Source organism: Flavobacterium limi, assembly GCF_010645075.1.
Lineage (GTDB): Bacteria > Bacteroidota > Bacteroidia > Flavobacteriales > Flavobacteriaceae > Flavobacterium > Flavobacterium limi.
This window is the reverse complement of record NZ_JAADZV010000002.1, coordinates 224,119-244,554: the sequence shown is the minus strand read 5'-3', so window position 1 is coordinate 244,554 and position 20,436 is coordinate 224,119. Positions and strand designations below refer to the sequence as shown.

Annotated in this window: 17 protein-coding genes; 10 read left to right on the top strand and 7 right to left on the bottom strand. The window is 33.4% G+C overall.

Translation table 11 applies throughout. The features are described from left to right. Positions 1 to 134: 134 nt before the first annotated feature. The 6 genes from GXM16_RS23060 to galA all read left to right on the top strand — a co-directional run bounded on the left by GXM16_RS23060 (position 135) and on the right by galA (position 9,830). Positions 135 to 1,115 carry a contractile injection system protein, VgrG/Pvc8 family gene (locus tag GXM16_RS23060; RefSeq protein WP_308422528.1) on the top strand — a complete coding sequence of 327 codons (981 nt, stop codon included), beginning with the start codon at positions 135 to 137 and terminating at the stop codon, positions 1,113 to 1,115. Further along, positions 1,112 to 1,855, top strand: a complete 744-nt coding sequence (locus tag GXM16_RS23055) for a phage baseplate assembly protein V (RefSeq protein ID WP_308422529.1) — start codon at positions 1,112 to 1,114, stop codon at positions 1,853 to 1,855. The genes GXM16_RS23060 and GXM16_RS23055 overlap by 4 nt, the downstream gene beginning before the upstream one ends. A gap of 201 nt (positions 1,856 to 2,056) precedes the next feature. Continuing rightward, positions 2,057 to 3,775 carry a T6SS phospholipase effector Tle1-like catalytic domain-containing protein gene (locus tag GXM16_RS05685; RefSeq protein WP_163393438.1) on the top strand — a complete coding sequence of 573 codons (1,719 nt, stop codon included), beginning with the start codon at positions 2,057 to 2,059 and terminating at the stop codon, positions 3,773 to 3,775. Continuing rightward, a complete protein-coding gene (locus GXM16_RS05680; RefSeq protein WP_163393437.1) occupies positions 3,762 to 4,937 on the top strand; it encodes a DUF2931 family protein in 1,176 nt (391 codons plus the stop codon). Before GXM16_RS05685 ends, GXM16_RS05680 begins: the two co-directional genes overlap by 14 nt. A 137-nt stretch (positions 4,938 to 5,074) precedes the next feature. Then, complete coding sequence (locus GXM16_RS05675; RefSeq protein WP_163393436.1) at positions 5,075 to 6,670, top strand: family 43 glycosylhydrolase; 1,596 nt, start codon at positions 5,075 to 5,077, stop codon at positions 6,668 to 6,670. Positions 6,671 to 7,010: 340 nt separating this feature from the next. Then, positions 7,011 to 9,830 carry a beta-galactosidase GalA gene (galA, locus tag GXM16_RS05670; RefSeq protein ID WP_163393435.1) on the top strand — a complete coding sequence of 940 codons (2,820 nt, stop codon included), beginning with the start codon at positions 7,011 to 7,013 and terminating at the stop codon, positions 9,828 to 9,830. 68 nt (positions 9,831 to 9,898) lie between these two features. Here galA and GXM16_RS05665 read toward each other — a convergent pair whose 3' ends face one another. Next, entirely contained in the window at positions 9,899 to 10,879 is a 981-nt protein-coding gene (locus GXM16_RS05665; protein ID WP_163393434.1) for an SMP-30/gluconolactonase/LRE family protein, read from the bottom strand. Positions 10,880 to 10,979: 100 nt separating this feature from the next. Then, complete coding sequence (locus GXM16_RS05660; RefSeq protein ID WP_163393433.1) at positions 10,980 to 11,567, bottom strand: Crp/Fnr family transcriptional regulator; 588 nt, start codon at positions 11,565 to 11,567, stop codon at positions 10,980 to 10,982. 157 nt (positions 11,568 to 11,724) lie between these two features. Between GXM16_RS05660 and GXM16_RS05655 the strand changes: the two genes are divergently transcribed. The 3 genes from GXM16_RS05655 (at position 11,725) to GXM16_RS05645 (ending at position 14,802) form a co-directional block, all read left to right on the top strand. Then, positions 11,725 to 12,597: a helix-turn-helix domain-containing protein gene (locus tag GXM16_RS05655; RefSeq protein WP_163393432.1), complete on the top strand. Its 873-nt coding sequence runs from the start codon at positions 11,725 to 11,727 to the stop codon at positions 12,595 to 12,597. Between the two features lie 232 nt (positions 12,598 to 12,829). Next, positions 12,830 to 13,234, top strand: a complete 405-nt coding sequence (locus GXM16_RS05650; protein ID WP_163393431.1) for a cupin domain-containing protein — start codon at positions 12,830 to 12,832, stop codon at positions 13,232 to 13,234. A gap of 758 nt (positions 13,235 to 13,992) precedes the next feature. After that, positions 13,993 to 14,802: a helix-turn-helix domain-containing protein gene (locus tag GXM16_RS05645; RefSeq protein WP_229684239.1), complete on the top strand. Its 810-nt coding sequence runs from the start codon at positions 13,993 to 13,995 to the stop codon at positions 14,800 to 14,802. Between the two features lie 67 nt (positions 14,803 to 14,869). On the opposite strand, the gene GXM16_RS05640 is transcribed toward GXM16_RS05645, so the two are convergent. The 5 genes from GXM16_RS05640 to GXM16_RS05620 form a co-directional block, all read right to left on the bottom strand. Then, positions 14,870 to 15,262: a hypothetical protein gene (locus GXM16_RS05640; protein ID WP_163393429.1), complete on the bottom strand. Its 393-nt coding sequence runs from the start codon at positions 15,260 to 15,262 to the stop codon at positions 14,870 to 14,872. Between the two features lie 79 nt (positions 15,263 to 15,341). Continuing rightward, positions 15,342 to 16,712 (bottom strand): GH1 family beta-glucosidase, encoded by a 1,371-nt coding sequence (locus tag GXM16_RS05635; protein ID WP_163393428.1) that lies wholly within the window; start codon positions 16,710 to 16,712, stop codon positions 15,342 to 15,344. Between the two features lie 213 nt (positions 16,713 to 16,925). Then, a complete protein-coding gene (locus tag GXM16_RS05630) occupies positions 16,926 to 17,219 on the bottom strand; it encodes a DUF3861 domain-containing protein (protein ID WP_163393427.1) in 294 nt (97 codons plus the stop codon). A gap of 13 nt (positions 17,220 to 17,232) precedes the next feature. Then, complete coding sequence (locus tag GXM16_RS05625; protein ID WP_163393426.1) at positions 17,233 to 17,964, bottom strand: LytR/AlgR family response regulator transcription factor; 732 nt, start codon at positions 17,962 to 17,964, stop codon at positions 17,233 to 17,235. Continuing rightward, positions 17,961 to 19,010 (bottom strand): sensor histidine kinase, encoded by a 1,050-nt coding sequence (locus tag GXM16_RS05620; RefSeq protein WP_163393425.1) that lies wholly within the window; start codon positions 19,008 to 19,010, stop codon positions 17,961 to 17,963. Before GXM16_RS05620 ends, GXM16_RS05625 begins: the two co-directional genes overlap by 4 nt. Before the next feature lie 263 nt (positions 19,011 to 19,273). On the opposite strand from GXM16_RS05620, the gene GXM16_RS05615 reads away from it, so the two are divergent. Next, complete coding sequence (locus GXM16_RS05615; protein ID WP_163393424.1) at positions 19,274 to 20,434, top strand: efflux RND transporter periplasmic adaptor subunit; 1,161 nt, start codon at positions 19,274 to 19,276, stop codon at positions 20,432 to 20,434. Positions 20,435 to 20,436 lie beyond the last annotated feature (2 nt).

The following is a 20,436-nucleotide window of genomic DNA, read 5'->3' as shown; positions in this document are numbered from 1 at the left end:
TATTTTTGAAAATAAATTCTTACTTATTTTTGAAAATAAATAATTTATGGCAAATTTTTCTGAACAGGTTCATGTTACTATTGGCAGTTTTACTCAAAATATTGTTTTATCATAATTTAGAGTTATCCCAAAAAATGGCTGATCACCATTATTTTTCATTTGTCTGGCAATATTCTGGCAAAGCCATAATAAATCCAGCGGACCAGGCAAAAGCGTTGAGGGACTATTTGGGAGACGAAGTTATCTTTAGCTTTAAAAGCCTCACTGGAATCAAACTGATGAGCAAAGGTATTATTACTGAACTTTCCTCAGTAGAACTTCATGGCAGTGCGGTAGGTCTGCACGTGAAAGGCATAAGTCATACTATAGTGCTGGATGATATGAAAAAGTCAAGAACTTTTCTGCAGCGTGGTATGGATGATATCGTGTTGAGTATTCTGACCGAAGGACCGGGAGAATTTTATCAGAGAGAAGCTATAAAATCTACTTACACACAGGAATTCAAATATTTGACTCAGTATAATGAAACCAATTTTGAATTTCTAAAACGATTGGACAAACGTTATGGACAGTGGTTTTATTTTGATGGAATGCGAATGCAGTTCGGACAAAAAAAAGCCACTTCAATAAAGCTTATCAACGGTTCTTCATTGCATAGTTTTGGGATACAGGCCAATATGTCTGCACATAAAGTTTCGTTGGGGGGGTATAACTACAATGGTGCATCCAATATTCGTAACGCGGCTGCATGCACTTCTTCAGGCAGTAAAGACAGTATAGCAGCTATTGTACGTCATAATCAGGGAACTGTTGTTCAGGAAGAACTGAGTGTAGGAGCTTATACCACAAATGCCCAAACCAATGATGAAATACAGGAAATGGTGAAACTGCAAACCTCAGGCAGTGATGCCAATAGCGTATATTACAGCGGAATTTCTTATTTTCCGTTAGGACTTGGACAGGTTTTCAGCATTATAAACCAAACTGTAGAACACGAACTGATTGTGACAGAAGTAACACATATTTCTCAAGTCCATGGAACTATTCCTGTAATTTCAAGGCCATTCCGGCAGATGTTGCCGCCCCTCATTATACAGACGTACATGTATTTGTGAAAGCCGAAACACAGCCAGCGAAAGTAAAAGACAACAACGACCCGGAAGGTTTAGGACGCGTAAAAGTACAGTTCAACTGGGCAGGCGGAAACAATTCAAGCGAGTGGCTTCGAATGATTCAGCCCCACTCAGGATCAGGAAAAGGATTTTACTTTATTCCGGAAATTGGCGAAGAAGTTTTAGTAGGCTTTGAAGGGGATAACGCACAGAATCCATATGTTTTGGGAACGCATTACAATGGCGATGAATCCAGCGGTTATGCAGAGGGTCAGAATAATGTAAAAGCGATTCACACCCGTTCGGGAACAAAAATAGTTTTAAACGATGCCGAAGGAAGTATTTTAATAGAAGACCCAAGCGGAAATACTTATTTGATGGATGGGAAGGGTAATATTAAGGTTAATGCTCCAAACCGAATTTCTTTTAATTGTACTGATATGGATATTAATGTTTCTAATAATTTATCAACTTCTGTCGGGGTTAATAAAACGGATAGTGTTGGAGTCGCTGCCACAGAAACTATCGGAGGTATAAAAACAGAAATTGTTACAGGAAATAAAAATAGTACCATAGCAGGAAACTTTATAGAAAGAGTAGAAGGTAATTTAGAATCACATACCGTTAAGGAACTCATATTTAATGGCGATAAGGATGTTCTCATATCTTCGGTAGAAGAATTTACAAAGCATTCGCAAAAGCAGATCATTCACAATAGTTCAGAACCTAGTAATTTTTATTAATATGAAGGAAAGAAATGTAGGCGGTAAATCACAAATCACTTCCGATGGAAAAATTACCTTTTATTCTAACGGAAACATTACTACCAATGGAAAAAAAATAAAACAGTTGGCGATCAGGACGGAGTTAAATTAGATGTAAACCCAGAAAAATTAGAAACAAATTACGTCGAAAATAACGAGCCTGTAAATGTTTATATAGGGATGTTTTTTGACGGAACGGGGAATAACCGATACAACTCCGAAAAAACATATTACTCTCAAATCAATTCCAGTGATAAGTTTTATAAAGCTGATACTATTCCTTCCAGTTTTAAATTTGTAAAAACTGTCAAAGATAAAAATAATGAAGAAGTTAATGTAAAAGTAAAAGTGGCTGATAGGGACAGCTACTGGAATCCATATTCTAATGTTGCAAAACTTTTTGATTTGTATAAAGAGGTTACCAAAGAAGCTAAAAGTAATACATTAGGAAAACATTATATCTTAAAACAATATGTAGAAGGTATAGGGACAAAAAAGGATGAAGAAGATGATGTTTTAGGTTCTGCTTTAGGTCGTTCTAGCTGGGGAATACTTGGTCGTGTAGAACAAGGTATAGGAGATGTAGTCAAAGAACAGTTTAGTGCAATTCCGAAAACCAAAAAAATTAATAAAATAGTTTTCGATGTTTTTGGTTTTAGCCGGGGCGCAGCAGCAGCAAGGCATTTTTGTAATGAAGTGAAGAAAAAAGAAGTCTATGAAAACGAAATGGTCAATGATCCTTATGACAAATATCCAATGCCTTCAGGAAAAATAATTTTAAGAAGCCATGCAGGCGGTTTGCTGGGGCAGAAACTGAAAAATGCAGGATATAAACCGGCAGGAAAAACATTCGATATAGAGATTAGGTTTTTAGGTGTATTTGATACAGTTGTAGGAGATATGGTCATCAGGGACAATTTAGGTTACAAATTGTCGGTCATTCCAGGAATCGGAATCGTGACTAGTGTAGGCCAGGCTATGTTACAAACAATAAAAACAAGTCTGGCAGGTTTGGGCATAAAAAAAGTATTTCATATTGTGGCTCAAAACGAGTGGAGAGAAAATTTTGCGCTCACTCCTACAGATGTGGGGTATACTCTATATATGCTTGGTGCTCATTCTGATATTGGGGGCGGTTATGCAAGTCTTGATAAATACAAAGCAGTGGTTGATTATTTTGATGTTCCTGTTAATGATACTGCTGTCTTAGCAGAAAAACAAAAAGTTAAGGAATTTTATACAAACCGCTATTTTTCTAAAGATAAAGAAGAAATTAATATCGTTAATACTTATGATCATTATCAGGAAGTAACAGCAGAGCCGCTACTTTATGATGGGTTCCCTGTAATAGAAAGCAATGAGGTACAAAGATCCGGCGATTACGTATCCCCAAAAGAATGGATGTACGATCCGACCAAAAAACACATGCTTAGTGAAAGAAAAATATCAGACCATTATATGATAACTGATGAAAGGGTAATTTCAAATAAATACAGTTTGGTACCTATGTATGTGATGCTTCAGAAAGCAATTGATAATGGCGTTCCGTTTTATGAGGATTATAAACAAGCAGAAAAAGATGGTAAAACGATACCTAAAACTTTTGAACATGAAATTCCAGAAAATGATACAATATTGAAAGATTATTTAATAAAGATGTTAGAAATAGCAAAAAAACAAGCTAATGAAACTTATAATCTCCCTTTAGAAATGTACAGCCATATATGTAATAAATATGTACATTTATCAGGACACTATGGAGGTCTGGATGCTCTTTACTCTAAAACCGGAGACCATTATATATTAGGTAATTACGGTTTTATAAATCACCCAGTTAAGTATTCAAAAGATGAAAACGGAAATATCACTTACATAAGAAAACTATATGCGAATCGTTAAAGTTATTTTAACTTTTTTTGTTTTATTAATAAGCTGCCAGTCGCCAAAAGACAAAGCAAAGGACGAAGAAAAGTTTAGTTGGAATGCAGGAATTTCTGCACCTAAATATTATCCCGCAGCACCTTCTGTTGAATTTTCATACCAAGGCAAAGGAGTTGCGGGCGCCTCAACAGGAGCAGGAGATGGTTGGGGTACAATAAGTGGGGGTTTTACAGGAGGAGATGTTTTTAAACCAGTTCCGGATAGTGTTTTTGTAAGTTGGAAATGTGGTGTTGATCATTTTCTCTACAAAGGAGGATTTAAATTACCCAGAAAAAAAATTTTGGCATTGTTCAATAAAGGAACCAAGGATCCCTATACAGGCCAACATGAAGAATATTCTACTATTGTAGCAGGTACTGCGCCAGGAGGGAATGTTACAATCTGGATGAAATCTGGATCTAAAATCACAGAAATTGCTAAGTTTAAAGCTGAAAATAAAGGGATTTATAACGAAGGAAGCAAAGAGCAACAGAAAATTATGGATGAAATTTATAAATCAAGAGAATTTATTAATTCAGAGACAAATGTATTTCGATATTTTCATGGTGTCCCCTATAAAATTTGGGAAACAGGTGAAAAGGAGTATAACTATGATATTGGATTTAGTTCAGAAGATTATTTAATAAAGCCTGAAATAACAACTTTTTATGCTAAAGATGGATCTTGGTATCAAGCAGGAGGTACATCAAATTTTGAAAATATTGATTGGAATATTTTCAAATATAAAGAAAATAACAATATAATAAAAAAACAAAAATTGCCTATTCAAATTCTTGCAGAGTGGGAAAAAGATTCGGTTTATTATTCTACAAATATTGTTTTTCCTCAAGAATTTGAAAAAATATTTGTAAAATCTTATGTTTTAAATGATACAAAACAGTATTTTGATAGAATTGTAATAGGAGTAAAAAGAGGTGGGAGTTATGGAATGATTTGGATTGAAGGAAAAGGAAAAAGAAAAAGTATAATGAATTTCAAAGTTTTTAAAGCTAAAATGAATGAAATGGGAACTTATATTGGAGGAGGGTATTCCATTCCAAAAGGTTTTGTATTTCCAAAATGGAAGAAAGGTAAAGAACCATTAAGTAAGCCAGATGTTGATTATTGGCAAGAGCAATAAAGAAAAACTCTACGAACAATATGGATGAACTTAAATTTTGATTTTTTATACAGGATAGTTTTATAACATGTTTTAATTACATTTAAACAGTAAAAAAAATATTGTTTAAATGCATTTTGAATTTAACGAAAACGAACATGAAAATTAAAAAAAATCACGTTGCTTTAATGTTGATATTTATTTTTTGCATCAGCATCATTCATACTGTTTGTGCACAGAAAAACAATATAAAAAATGATGTTTTTTGGAATACCAAAGACGGAAAACCATTAAATAGCCAGGGTGGAGGTGTTTTTAAATTTTCAAAGCCGGTTGATGGAGTGCAGAAATATTACTGGTATGGCGTAAATTATGAAGAAGCGGATATTTACAGAAATGCTCCTTATGTCACCTTACCGAATGCTACATTTAAATCGGTTACCTGTTATAGTTCTACAGATTTAGTTAACTGGACGTTTGAAGGAGATGTTGTAACCAAAGACGATGTGAATAAGTCAGGCAGAACCTGGGTAGGGCGTTTAGGAGTTGCTTATGTGAAAGAAATGAATAAGTATGCTATGTTTGTTCAGCATGGTAATGAGGTATTGATTATGCTTTCAGATTCTCCAACAGGGCAATTTAGCTGGCATCAGAAAATCAATATGGAAAAAATGATCGGAACCAGTAATACAGGTGATCAGACCGTATTTACTGATGAAGATACCGGAAAATCGTACCTGATTTATTCTTACGGAAAAGGAAGAAACAAAATATATGTTTCTGAAATTGGAATTAAAGAAGGTAAAGTAAACCTTTTAGACTGTACGCAGATTTTCAAGGGAGAAAGCCGTGAAGGAAACTGTATGTTCAAGTATCAAAATAAATATTATATGTTCGCTTCCAATATTTATGGCTGGGACGGTTCATTTGCTTATTATCTGATTGCCGATGACATCAGAGGACCTTATCTGCCGGCTAATGATATGCTGATTATGAAAGGCGCTGATGAAGATTTCGCACACGTATCTCAAACCGGTTTTTTCTTTTCTGTTAAAGGAAGCAAGCAGGAAACTATAATGTATTGTGGAGACAGATGGGCTAATTTTGCAGGCAACGGTTTAGGATATAACCAATGGTGTCCTCTTTCGTTTGATGGAAAAACACCTTATTTTAATTCATTTAGCTCATGGAATATTAATGCTAAAACAGGTGAATGGAACGTAGCCAAAGATAATAATTATGTGAAAAACGGCAGTTTCGAAGCTGATCGCAGACATATTCCGAGTCCTGTAAAACCGGTACAACTTGAATTAACAGGTTGGACAAACGAAGTTATCGAAGGAAATAAAATAAGTTTAGACACTCTTACTTCACCTGTAATCAATTATTTCAATACTGAAAATGACAGAAAGATTGTCATAGGAGAAAAAAGCTTAAACATTACAGATAAGATTAATTTTAAACGAAAAACATATCAAACGATAACTTCCTCTCCTTATGTGAAATTAGAAGACGGCTTATACACGCTTACTGCTAAAATAAAAAACACTAAAGGTTTTAAAAACTTAGAAATGTATGCTTTAAGCGATGGTAAAAAACTTCAATACGATTTAAAAGATGAAAATGTATCGTGGAAAACAATATCGATTAAAAATATTCCGGTTAAGAAAGGAAAAGTTGAAATTGGTTTTCTTACGGAAGGCACATCAAAGGCTTCTTGCCAGATAGACGATGTTTCGTTGGTTAGAAAATAATCTTTTGTATTTATTTATAATAGATTTTAATCCGTTGAAAAATTCGAAATGAACTATACCGATAAAAATTCTTTTGAAAACAATTGCCATAGCCCGGATAGAAGTGAAAATCCTTTTGCTTTTTTCTTTAAAAAGTAAAAGATTACTTCACTTAAATTTTATTCTAATCGGAGTTCAGTGAACTACGTTTGCAACGGATAGCGGGATTAGCTTCTTATAAATCATCAGTTTTAAATCGCTAAAATTTACTAAACTTTGATAAAATACTATTAATTCAATTCGTTCAGAAAAGGTACTTTTATAAACTTTACTTAACGAATTGAATTAACCAGTATTATTTATGAAATCTATTTCTTTTAATCCACTTTCCTTCTGCTTTGTTTTTTTTATATCTTTTTGTATTTCAGCACAAAAGCAGGCTGAAAGAGATTTGACTTTAATTGATAAAGACTGGCGTTTTTCATTCGGTCATTTATATGATACTCAGAAAGATTTTAATCATGCAACAGGTTATTTTTCGTATTTAACCAAAACCGGATTTGGTGATGGACCTGCAGCTCAAAATTTTGATGATCGTGCCTGGCGGAAAGTAGATCTTCCACATGATTGGGCTGTTGAACAGTCTTTTAGTGAAAAGGGTAGTTTCAGCCACGGATTTAAAACTGCCGGAAAAGGTTTTCCTGAAAAAAGCATTGGCTGGTACCGAAAAAAAATCAATATTACGGAAAGTGATAAAGGACAGATTATCTCTTTAAAATTCGATGGTGTTTTTAGAAATTCTAAAGTATTTTTTAACGGCTTTTATTTAGGAACCGAAGAAAGCGGCTATAACGGATTTGAATACGATGTTACTGCTTATGTCAATTATGGTGGAGAAAACACAATTGTAGTTCGTGTCGATGCTTCAATGGAAGAAGGCTGGTTTTATGAAGGAGCGGGCATTTACAGACATGTATATCTGCAAAAAGCCAATCCGATTCATGTTGTTACAAACGGAACCTATGTTACTTCAGAAATCCAAAATGATAGTGCAGAAGTTACCGCTCAGGTTAAAATAGAAAATAAAGGCAATTATAAAGAAGGAATTGAAATTACTCAAAGTATTTTAGATGCTGAAGGAAAACAAATTGCAACCACTTCTGAAAAAACGGCAGCTCCTGATTTTTATAAAACAGCAAATTATACTTCAAAATTTAAAGTGAAAAATCCCTTATTATGGGATCTTGAAAAACCTAATTTATATCGATTAATAACTGAAATAAAACAGGAAGGGAAATCAATTGACCGTTATGAAACCACTTTCGGAATCAGAACCATAAATTTTGATGCAGAGAAAGGTTTTTTTCTTAACGGAAAACCAGTTAAACTAAAAGGAACCAATAATCATCAGGATCATGCCGGAATAGGAACTGCCTTACCGGATGAACTGCAATATTACCGAATCAAAAAGCTAAAAGAGATGGGTTCCAACGCTTATCGTTGTTCACATCATCCGCCAACTCCGGAATTGCTTGATGCCTGTGATAAACTCGGAATGCTGGTAATTGATGAAACCCGTTTGATGGGAATTAACGATTACCATCTGAATGATTTGAAACGAATGATTGAACGCGATCGTAATCATCCGAGTATCTTTTGCTGGTCGGTTGGAAATGAAGAATGGAATATTGAAGGCGGTATTGTTGGCGAACGTATTACGAATGTGATGCAGGGTTTTGCAAAAACTATTGATCCTACAAGGCCAGTAACAGTGGGGATAAGCAGTGGTTTTAAAAGCGGAATATCGTCTGTGGTCGAAATTATGGGTTATAATTACCTGGGGAATGGAGATATTGATGCGCACCGGAATCAATTCAAACAACAACCGGGAATGGGGACAGAAGAAGGTTCTACATTTGCTACACGCGGTATTTATTTTGATGACGAAGCTAAACATTATAAAAGTGCTTATGATAAAAAACCACGTCCGTCTTTTTACAGTATCGAAGAAGGCTGGAAATTTTATGCTGAAAGATCTTATTTAGCCGGAATGTTCATCTGGACAGGTTTTGATTACCGTGGCGAACCAACGCCTTACGGATGGCCATCGGTTACATCCTATTTTGGAATGATGGATGTTTGCGGTTTCCCGAAAGACAATGTGTTTTATCTGAAATCATGGTGGGGAAATACTCCCGTTTTACATATCATGCCACACTGGAACTGGGGTGGAATGGAAGACAAAGAAATAGATGTATGGGTACATTCAAATTGTGATGAAGTCGAGCTTTTCCTCAACAAAAAAAGCCTTGGTAAAAAGAAAATGGAATTGAACAGCCATTTAGAATGGAAAGTAAAATATGCTTCGGGAACATTAGAAGCAATTGGATATAAAAATGGTAAAAAAGTAGTTTCTGAAACTAAAAAAACAACTGGAATAGCTGAAAATATTAAACTTACCGTTGATAAAGAAAATATTTCGAATGCGAATGTTTCAGTAGTAACAGTTGAAACCACAGATAAAAAAGGGTTACATGTGCCAACCGCAAATCCAGAAATAACATTTTCTATCAAAGGAGGAAAGATTCTGGGTGTAGGAAATGGTAATCCTACATCTTTGGAAAAAGATCAATTTATAGATAATGTAGAACTTGTTGCCATTACAAATTTTGAAGAAAAGAAATTAGCATCAGCAAATGCATCACAGCTATCTTCTGATAATGATAACAGCTGGAAAGAAGCTTTTAAAGACCGTGATTATAAAAATCAGGCTCCGGCGTATGTTTATCGTGGTAAATTTGAATTAAGTAACAATCTGAAAACAAATGCAGTTAATTTCTTTTATAAAAAAATAGGTATTGACGCTGTTGTTTTTGTAAACGGAAATAAAATCGCTCCAAGTACGGAAGACAATCAAAAGTATGTTTTGAATAGCAATGTTTTAAATCAGGGAACAAACACCATTCAGATTATTGCGCCGCCTTTGCAAAAAGTAAAAGACTGGGACGTAATGAATACAGACCCCGGAATAATTCAGGTAATAACACCGGCAGAAAGCTGGAAACGAAAACTATTTAACGGATTTGCTCAGATTATCATTCAAAAAGATGAAAATGCTGCTGAAGTAGTTTTATCGGCTACAGCCAATGGTTTAAATACAGGAACTTTGATTAAAAAATAGTTTCAAGTTTCAGGTTTCAGGTTAGTTAGCGGTAAAATTTGTGAACCTGAAACCTGAAACTAAAAAACTTAATTTATCCTTTGGATAGTATAAGTCGATTGACTTTTATCTCCCGACAGGAATTTACCAAGTTTAGAATTAATAACATAAACATTTCCATCTGATGCTAAAGCAGCAGTGGTTGGAAATTCCTCTTTTCCAATATTGGTTTCGCTTATTTTTGAAGCGCTGGCCCAGTTATTTTTACTTGATAAAGTATAGGTTTTTCCTAATCCTAAGCCATTTTCAACCACAACTAAATTGTTGTTTTTATCCAGTTCAATACCATCAGGAGCACTAAATATTGTTCCTTCAACCTCGGTAATACTTACAGGGTTTGAAAGTGATATTTTTAATAATTTAGAAGTATCCGTTTTAACAGCTAACAAATAACCTTTTGGATGAAAAACAATTCCGTTTAGACCAAATTCATTTGGTTTAGGCTGAAACAATGGACTCGTTGCAAATACGGAGGCCGTATAGTTTAGGTCAATTTTATAAATATTCGCCGAAAATGAATCGGTAATATAAATGTTTCCGTTAGCATCGACTGCAATATCATTTGGACAAGATCCTGCATTTGGTGTAAAATTTTTCAAATCAATTTCTTTGATTAATTCACCGGAAGTAAGATTGAAAATGCTTACCGTAGCTATAGATCCTGCACTTTCTGTGGTACTTTTTTGTGAAATCCCTAAATCAGCATTTGCGACTATTAGTCGGTTTCGAATTTCATCAGTATAAACTCCGGTTGGCAAAACGAGTTTACTGCTTGTGGCAAAAACAGACAATTCTCCTTTTGTATTCATGGCATAAACGGCGCCTTTTTGTAATGAGCTAAACAGGAATCTTTCATTTTTGGTATCGTAATCAATTCCTTCAGGATAAAGACCAGTATCAGTAACGGTGTATTTGTTTTGAAGATTGACAGAAGTTTCTGCTGACCTTTTTTCGCTGTCACAAGCCATAAAAAAAATGGAGAGTGCTGAAATTAAAATTGTGTTTTTCATTTTTATTAATTTAAATTATTTGTCGGTATTGACTATGCAAAGCTGGGACAGAATAAGAAAAATAAAAATGAACTGGTTTAGGAAATAAGGTTGAACCAGTTTAACTTTTTGAGGTTTTACCGTTGCGGATTTTGCTTAAATACTCGGTGCTGAAACCCAAATAAGAAGCTAAGGCATATTGAGGAACGCGTTGAGCAATTGCGGAATATTTGCTCATAAATTCATCATAACGTTCTTCAGCAGTTTTGGTTAAATTCGATAAAAGTCTTTTTTGATGAAAAGCCAGGGAACGCTGTGTTATTATACGTTCAAATTTTTCGAGTTTAGGAATTTCTTTTAAAAATTGCTGTTCGTCTTCATATTCAATCTGAATGAGAACAGAATCTTCCAAAGCTTCAACAAATAAAGTGGCAGGTTCCTGATAAATTAAACTGCTGTAATCTGAAATCCACCAGTCTTCAATAGCAAATGACAAAGTGTGTTCCTTACCATTATTGTCAACCAGATAGCCTCTGAACGCCCCTTTTACAACATAACTTTTATGTTTACATACAAAACCGGGCTGTACAATAAATTGTCTTTTTTTGACTTTAGTAATCTTCAAAAAAGAGGTCAGATGATTTTTTTCATCATCAGTCAAATCAACATATCTTGAGATATAATTTATAACGGGCAGTAAATCCTTCATACTAGCAAAGATAAAGTGTAAATTTAAATTCCAGTGAAAAACAACAATTTTAGAGCCGAAAAATTGAATTGATTTTCAAAAATTGTGATTGAGTTTGATTTTTGAAATTGAAATTGACTCTTGAATTTGTTTTGTTTGATTTTCATAACTTTGCAAAATGAAAGAAAATATTACACCAGAGTTAGTCGACTTTAATAATTCTGATTTAAAGCTGAAAGGTTTTAAAGTATATCCAATTGGGACTGACTGTACTGTTATACCTACTTACAACCGCAGGGATTTTTATAAAATCAGTATCAGTACGGGCAAGAGTCTTATTCAGTATGCAGATAGGGGTATTGAAACTGATGGAACTTCTTTGTTTTTTGGTAATCCTTATATTCCGTATTCATGGGAATTACTTTCTGAATCTTTTCACGGATTTGCATGTGTTTTTACCGAAGAATTTTTAAGGATGAATGATCGTTCAGAAAGCCTTCATGAGTGCCCTTTATTTAAAATTGGCGGAACACCGATATTTTATTTAAGTGCTGAACAAAAGGTATTTATAAATTCGCTGTTTGAAAAGATGATCGAAGAACAGAAAACAGATTACATTTTTAAAGATGATTTAATTCGAAATTATATCAATCTGGTTATTCATGAATCTATGAAGATGCAGCCTTCAGAAAACTTCTTCAAACATAAAAATGCATCTTCAAGAATTACTTCCTTATTTTTAGAATTGCTGGAAAGACAATTTCCTATTGAGGCAAAAAACCAGCCTTTATTGCTTAAAACACCTCAGGATTATGCACAGAACCTTGCTGTACATGTAAATCATTTAAATCGTTCAGTGAAAGAAATCACAGGAAAATCAACCACAGCCCATATTACAGAAAGAATTATTGGAGAGGCAAAAGCATTGTTGCAGCATACGGACTGGAGTATTGCTGATATTGGTTACTCACTTGGATTTGAATATCCGAGTTATTTTAATAATTACTTTAAAAGACTTACCGGGACAATTCCCAAATCCTTGAGAATGTAAAATTGTTTCAAATTCATAATTTTTTGTTTGAATATTGTTATTTTCTGAAAGCATAGTTGGGCTAATTTTGCTTTGAAATTACCGTATTGGTTATTTGTCATTTTTGCAGACTAAATAATACTTCATAAAGCGATTTCTGGCTTTCTTAAATTTAGTTGTTTGATTATGATATAGTTGATTGATGTAAGGTAGTTTTAGATAAAATTAAATCTCAAAAAAATAACTAAATTTTATGTCAACAAATTATTCAGCTGTTATCGAAGAAGGAAAAGTGCCTGGTACATATATGACTGGCGACGTTTCGTATAAGAAACAGAGCAGTACAATTCATCCTGAAAATACTGTTATTAAGGAAGTTACTTTTGAACCTTGTGCAAGAAGCAACTGGCATAGTAATGCAAGTCTGCACATGCTTATTGCAAAAGACGGAATTGGTTATTATCAGGAAAGAGGAAGCGCAGTCCGCATGCTTAGTAAAGATGAAGTGGTTACTATTCTGCCTGGAGTCGAACATTGGTATGGAGCTACACCATTTGGAAAGTTTTCATATATTACTATTATTACAGAAATCGATAAGGGACACGGAACCTGGTTAGAAAAAGTAACAGATGGCGAATATTTTCTTTTGAATCACTGAGGTGTTTAAGAACTATTTTTGGGTTTCGCAAAAATTGAAATCCAGATTAAAAAAAATATTTGGTATAGTATGTTTAAGTACTAAGTAAAAAGCTGTATTCATGTATTTGTGAATGCAGCTTTTTATCATTATGCAATTAACCATGTTAAATATATTTTTTAGCCTAAACAAGAAAATAATAATATTGCCTCAAAATAAGTAAGAATTTTAATATTTATTTTGTTGTTCAAACAAAAATGTTATCTTTGGTTGAAAGTTAAGGTGTTGTTATATAATGTTTTATGAGTGTCTTGATTGTTAATTGTATTTCGTTCATTTCAGATTGATTATTTTAATTTACCTTAAGAAAACAAGAGAGATGTATTAAAAATAAATTAGTCATTATGATTGATATTCTACTTTCACTTTTCTTTTTCGTAGCTATTTTTATTGGCTTTGCCACTTCCATTATGGTTCTTTTTTCAAAAAATAATTATTCAAAAAGTTTTTTTTTGGGATTATTTTTGTTTAGTCTGACTGTTGCCAGCATATATAATTTTTATCTGTCGGTAAATGTTTTTAAAAATTTGCCCAGTTTATTTACTATTACAAAGTCTTTTATTTTTTTGGCAGCCCCTTCCGCTTTTCTATATACTAGAAGTGTTTTATTCACTGATACATTATTTAAAAAATATGACTGGTTGCATTTTATGCCATTTTTGTTCTACTTCAGTTTAACCATTTTTGTATGGATTAGAAATTACTTTAAAATGGAAATAATGAGTTTCTTATATAGTAAAATAGATAGCCCTTTTTCAATGATGAGCCTCACAATTTGGTTGATGTATGCTTTTTGTCAGACGATGATGATCTTAAATTATGATTTTAAAAAAAATGAAGAAACTCAGTTTTTAAAAACTAATGTAAGCTGGATAAGAATCTATAATTTGGTGATATTATTTTTGTTTTCAACTCTTTTTGTACATTACTTTTTGATTAATAGCATTACTATGACAGACTTTTCATGTTACATTTTAATATCTTCTGTTCTTATTTTTACTGTAGGCTGCCTTTATTTTAAACCACAAATGTTTTATGATTTAGATGTATCATTTGAAAATTATCCTGTAATAAATGATGACGATTGCCAAATTGTAAAAACTGATGAAAGCAAAAATAATCTGCCCTCAGTAAAAGAATTAACTCAGGAAAAAAAACAAGAATATCTAATAAAACTGAACACTGTGTTTCTAGGTAAAAAACTTTTTCTGAAAAAAGACTTTGTAATTCGTGACCTGTCTGATGAAACCGGAATATCAGTACATAATCTTTCTAATTTAATTAATTCAGAATTTAATCTTCATTTTCAGGATTTTGTAAATCTTAAAAGAATAGAATATTTTAATGAAAAAATTAATGATCCCGAGTGGAAAGATCTTTCTCTTGAAGGAATGGCTTGGGGATCAGGTTTTAAATCAAGAACTACTTGCTTCAGGGCTTTTGTAAAACACACCGGAAAATCGCCATCAGAATATTTTAAAGTGATTAGAGACAATCCGGATAAAACTAATTATATTATTCAAAATTAATTTCAGACTTAGACGCTAAATTCGAAAAGAGAAAGAGCTGAAATTGTAGTCATTTCTTCTGTCTAATTTACTCCTGTAGTTCATTTGTATCTGTTTCCATTTTTTTTATTTCAACCTTTTCTTTTTTAATCGTTTGTCTCAGTAAAGCAAAAAAACTCATATAAATATTAGCTAAAAAAATGAGCGAAAATCCAGCTATAAAATAACCTCTCCAGTCAGTAATTAACAGTTTGAAGTTGCAAAAGAATACGAAAAAAAATGTAACATAATGGCTGAAACAGTATTCACAGGTAAAGAGGTAGAAAAACTTTCTCTTCAAAAATTTCTTATCATTTTGTGAACGATTTACACACCATTCTCTGGGTTCTCGGAATACTTCTTCGTGAGTAACTGTCCAGCTGACGCATGCAATAGGGATTGCAAGGATAAATAACCAGAAGATTTGTGTTGCTATATCCATTTCATCCTTAATTTAAACATTTAAGCCCTAAATTTAAGTATGAATGATACTGTTAGTTTTATATAATTTATTTGTTGAATTATATAATTTCTTTGCTATGTTCTAAAAAATCCCGAAACCAAATCCCGGATTGTTTAATCGTTCTTTTTTGAGTTTCAAAATCAATATGAACTAAGCCAAATCTGGCATTATACCCTTCTGCCCACTCGAAATTATCTGTAAGGCTCCATACAAAATAGCCGTCTACTTTACAGCCTTCCTGTTTTGCTTTAAGTAATTGCTCCAAATGATCTTGTATATAATGCGTTCGTTTAATATCATATACTTTTCCGTTTGTAATGGTGTCTGGAAATGCAGCTCCGTTTTCAGTAATTATGATTTTTTTAATTCCTTCATAAGAATTAAATTTTTGAAGGATATGATAAAGGGCAGGAGGATATATTTCCCAACCCATCTCAGTAGATATGACATTTCTTTTTTCAGCACTTACTAATTCAGCACCAATATATGGAGTCAACAACGATGATTTAACAATTTCCCGGGTGTAACACTGAAGACCAATAAAATCAAAATCAAAAACTGCATTTTCCAGATCATTCGCCTGAATATAATTATTAAGTTTTTTAAGAACCGGGAGATCTTCCTGTGGATATCCAAGTCCTAAAATAGGTTCTATAAAAGTTCTGTTTAATAACGTATCAACGCGTTTTGCAGCCTGAACATCAGAAGTTTTATCAGAGAATGGCTCAATATGTGTACAGGAAAAAGTCGTTCCAATATTAGCATCAGGAATATATTGTCTTAGCTTCTTTGCACCAGCGGCTGTCGCTAATGTTACATGGTGTATGGCTTTTAAATAATTGGTAATACCTTTTTTTCCTGGTGCATGAATCCCTAGAAAATAACCTGCTCCTGTAAAAACAGAAGGCTCATTTATTACCATCCAGTTTTTTACCCTGTCGCCAAAATGCTGCGCACATACTTCCGCATAATCCGAAAACCACGAAGCACATTCTCTGTTTGTCCATCCACCTTTTACTTCAAGTGAATGTGGTAAATCCCAATGATATAAAGTTACCCAAGGCTCAATTCTACATTCAAGTAAAAAATCAATTACTTTGTTGTAATAATCTATACCTGATTGATTTATCGGATAAATACCTGTAGGCATAATACGCGACCAGCTTATAGAAAATCTGAAATTAGGAATATTTAATTCGCGTATTAAATGGATATCATCTTTGTAGCAATTATAAAAATTGCATGCATTTATAGCATGATGAGCATTTTTAATTTTACCTTTTTGGCTGGTGAAAACATCCCAAATCGAAGGACCTTTACCATCTGTATCATGAGCACCTTCAATTTGAAAAGCAGCTGTAGAAACGCCCCATAGAAAATCCTGACCAAACTGGTCTTTATTTAAAAATGACTTCTCTAATTTATTCATTCAAATGTATTTTCTTATTTTGAAAATTAATGAATAAATGATGAATGCATGGCTCTAAGAAAAAGCCATTCTTTAATAGAAACCAGAAAATTTAAGCTAAAGAATTTCATAATATTTGTTTTATTCAAAATAAGTAAACAAATATAAATTTACAGTAACTTTAATGTTATCAAATAATTAACTGTGTAAAAATCCTGGATAATAAGATCTTGTTTATAAGCTTTTCAGCTTTTTCATGAAAACTGGAAACACCTCATTAATTTCATCAAAAAGAGGATTTTTCCGATGCTTTAATTTTATTTCTCCAAATAACTTTAAACCCAATGCAAATTGTGTTGCTTCAGATTCATTATTGAAAACGTTTTTAGTTTTGATTTTTTCAATAATACTAAAAATTTCATCGTGGTTTTCAAATTCAATTCCAAGTTCTTTTGCTGGTGCTGTTTCTCCGTTTGAGTATTCTTTTAGGCTCAATGTAAGATAATATTTGTTTGATTTTTTTTCCATGATTATTTTATTTTTATTTCAACCATCTGTCAACAATTGTTTTAAATGCTTCTTTGTATTGTTCTCCGACCGTAATTTCAGTTTTTCCAATAAAAATGGAATTTTTACTAATGGTATTTATTTTGTCCAGAGAAACAATAAAGGACCGATGGATTCTCATAAATTTTGAAGATGGTAATTTTTCTTCCAAGGCTTTTAAAGAGATAAGTGAAAGCACGGCCTTATCAGAATCAACAAGATGAACCTTTACATAGTCTTTTAAACTTTCGATATACAAAACATCTTTTAAAGAAATTCGGACCCATTGATATTCCACTTTTAAGAAGAAAAACTCATCATCAGTAGCAATAGGCTGATAGTGACTCGAAGATTCTTCTGTTATCTGTAATACTTTACTGGCAGCGCGCAAAAACTCTTCATAACTAAAGGGTTTTAAAAGATAATCTACCGCATTTACCTTGTAGCCTTCAATGGCGTAATGATTGTAGGCAGTAGTGAAAATTATTTTTGGAATTGGTGTCGACTGATCCTGTAAGAGTCTTGCCAGTTCCATTCCGCTAAGATTAGGCATGTTTATATCTAAAAAAACTAAATCAGGCTGTTTTTCCCGAATTAAGCTTAAAGCTTCTACTGCATTATCACAGCTGCAGCTTAATTGGAGAAAAGGTGTCTGCTCAATAAAAGTTTCGACCAGTTTCAGGGCTAATGGTTCGTCATCTACTGCTATGCATTTTAATATTGTCATTGTTCTAAAGTTATCTGCAGCTCAACTTCATATTTTCCGTCTTTATTTACACCACAGTTTATAGCGTGTTTGTGAGGATAAATAAGTTGTAGTCTGCGTTTTGTATTTGTTAAACCAATTCCGCCCGGTTCTGTATTCGATGTTTTTTCGAAGTAAGTATTGAGTACTTCAAATGTCAGATTGGTGTGATTTTGTTTCAGTTGTATGATAATTTCGCTTTTTTCGGTGGCATGTACCCCATGCTTAAAAGCATTTTCTACTAAAGGTAATAATAACATTGGTACGATTGGGTAATCGTTTAGTTTTTCGGGTATTTCTGTAATGATATTTAATTTTCTGTTGGCACGGAGTTTCATTAGTGCGATAAAATCTTTGAGGAATTCGACTTCTTTAAGCAACGTAGTTCTTTCGCCTTCGGTGCTGTAGAGTAGATATCGCATCATTCGGCTTAAAGTGTGCAATGCATTCCTCGAATCTTCAATATTAGAGTATGTGAGTGAATAAATACTGTTTAAGGAATTGAAGAAAAAATGCGGATTTATTTGTGCTTTCAGCATAGCCAGTTCTGCCATCGTTTTGTCCTGTTCCAGTTTTTGTTTGTGCTGAGCCGCTTTTTGCCAGTATTGCAGCATTGCCCAGCTGGTGCTAATTCCCAAAACAAGAAGAGTGAGCATAAAAACGTAGTTGTCAAAATAGGGATTTCTGTATTTTGTAAAACCTAAAACCTGACTAACTTTTGTATGAACATCTGTTTGAGACGAATATAAATAGGCAATAAGCTGCATTACGAAGATTGCAAGAAAGGACCAGGCAAGATAAGGAGATGTGTTATTTTTGATAATCGTTTTTGGAACTACAATTTTCGCATTTGAATAAAATAAAAAAATCAACAAAATCAATATAATAATTTGCCAAAGCCAAAATTCCGGAGGAAGAATAACTTTCCAGGTCAATGGAATGTAAAACAACATAATGAATCCTAATAACGACCAGCCGAGAATGTGCAATCCGACAAATAAATACGGTCTGAAAAAGTTTGGTGCCATTGTAAATTATGATATGATGGCAATATTACATTTAATTTTCATACCATTTTTAAGGAATCGCTTAATTCATAGTTACACTCTTTAAAAAGCATTTCAGAACCGATGAGATGAAATTAAACACCTGTTTAATTTATTAAAAAGTTCCATCGGGTGTAATGTTATCTCTATCGATTGCTGGAAGCTCTTCGTCTATTGAAAATTTTCACACCTTTTATTTTATCTAATTTTGTCTGTCAATAATCGATAATTTCATATTTATTACAATGAATAAGCAATCATTTTTTAGAATTCTCGCAGCATCAATTGTTATCGCATCATGCGGTAAAAAAGATGATAAATCGGCTCAGGCAGAAGGGGCTCCGCAGGTAAAAGAATATAAAACCCTGACTTTAGCCTCACAATCTGCAACCTTATATACAGATTTCCCGGCAAGTATTCAGGGACAGCAAAATATAGAAATCCGTCCAAGAGTAGAAGGTTACATTGATAAAATATTTGTAGATGAAGGTGCTGTAGTAAAAACAGGACAGCCTTTATTTAAAATCAGCGCACCTGAATATGAACAGCAGGTTCGTACCGCTTCTGCAAGTGTAAAAAGTGCCCAGGCAGAAGTAAGTACAGCAAAACTGGCTGTGAATAAGGTTAAACCTTTAGTAGAGAAAGGAATTATCAGTAAATATGAATTAGAATCTGCACAATATAATTATGAATCTGCCATGGCAAGTTTAGCTCAGGCAAATGCAGCTTTAGTCAATGCTAAAGTTAATTTGGGATACACAACTGTTACAAGTCCGGTGAATGGCGTTGTAGGTTCAATACCTTTCCGTTTAGGAAGTTTGGTAAGTTCTGCAACTGCTGAGCCAATGACAACGGTTTCCAGTATCGGAAATGTATATGCGTATTTTGCTTTGAATGAAAAAATGCTGCTGAATTTTACTCAGGAAAATTCCGGCGCATCATTGGCTCAGAAAATCAAAAAAATGCCGGAAGTTTCTTTAGTGCTTTCTGACGGAACTACTTACGACGAAAAAGGAAGAATTGAAACTGTAAACGGATTAATCAATACAGAAACCGGTACAGTAAATATCAGAGCACGTTTTCCAAATCCAAAAGGAATTATCAGAAGCGGAAGCAGTACAACTGTTAGAATTCCAAATGTCGTTAAAGAAGGAATTATTGTTCCTCAGAGTGCTACATTCGAGCTTCAGGATAAAATTTTTGCAGTTACTGTGGGTAAGGACGGAAAAACGAAAAACGTCAATATTACCAAACTTGAAAATACAGCAGGTAATTATTATGTGGTAACAAGCGGCTTAAAACCTGGTGATCAGATTGTATTAGAAGGAGTTGCTTCGCTTAAGGACGGATCTGAGATTAAAGCAAATAATGTAAGTGCAGAAACGGTTTATGCCGACTTAAAATAAGA

Bases quoted from the DNA above. Each gene is read 5' to 3' on its own strand.
- GXM16_RS23060 (WP_308422528.1), top strand. From the start codon at position 135: ATGGCTGATCACCATTATTTTTCATTTGTCTGGCAATATTCTGGCAAA.
- GXM16_RS05685 (WP_163393438.1), top strand. From the start codon at position 2,057: ATGTTTTTTGACGGAACGGGGAATAACCGATACAACTCCGAAAAAACA.
- GXM16_RS05680 (WP_163393437.1), top strand. From the start codon at position 3,762: ATGCGAATCGTTAAAGTTATTTTAACTTTTTTTGTTTTATTAATAAGC.
- GXM16_RS05675 (WP_163393436.1), top strand. From the start codon at position 5,075: ATGAAAATTAAAAAAAATCACGTTGCTTTAATGTTGATATTTATTTTT.
- galA (WP_163393435.1), top strand. From the start codon at position 7,011: ATGAAATCTATTTCTTTTAATCCACTTTCCTTCTGCTTTGTTTTTTTT.
- GXM16_RS05665 (WP_163393434.1), bottom strand. From the start codon at position 10,879: ATGAAAAACACAATTTTAATTTCAGCACTCTCCATTTTTTTTATGGCT.
- GXM16_RS05660 (WP_163393433.1), bottom strand. From the start codon at position 11,567: ATGAAGGATTTACTGCCCGTTATAAATTATATCTCAAGATATGTTGAT.
- GXM16_RS05655 (WP_163393432.1), top strand. From the start codon at position 11,725: ATGAAAGAAAATATTACACCAGAGTTAGTCGACTTTAATAATTCTGAT.
- GXM16_RS05650 (WP_163393431.1), top strand. From the start codon at position 12,830: ATGTCAACAAATTATTCAGCTGTTATCGAAGAAGGAAAAGTGCCTGGT.
- GXM16_RS05645 (WP_229684239.1), top strand. From the start codon at position 13,993: ATGAGTTTCTTATATAGTAAAATAGATAGCCCTTTTTCAATGATGAGC.
- GXM16_RS05640 (WP_163393429.1), bottom strand. From the start codon at position 15,262: ATGGATATAGCAACACAAATCTTCTGGTTATTTATCCTTGCAATCCCT.
- GXM16_RS05635 (WP_163393428.1), bottom strand. From the start codon at position 16,712: ATGAATAAATTAGAGAAGTCATTTTTAAATAAAGACCAGTTTGGTCAG.
- GXM16_RS05630 (WP_163393427.1), bottom strand. From the start codon at position 17,219: ATGGAAAAAAAATCAAACAAATATTATCTTACATTGAGCCTAAAAGAA.
- GXM16_RS05625 (WP_163393426.1), bottom strand. From the start codon at position 17,964: ATGACAATATTAAAATGCATAGCAGTAGATGACGAACCATTAGCCCTG.
- GXM16_RS05620 (WP_163393425.1), bottom strand. From the start codon at position 19,010: ATGGCACCAAACTTTTTCAGACCGTATTTATTTGTCGGATTGCACATT.
- GXM16_RS05615 (WP_163393424.1), top strand. From the start codon at position 19,274: ATGAATAAGCAATCATTTTTTAGAATTCTCGCAGCATCAATTGTTATC.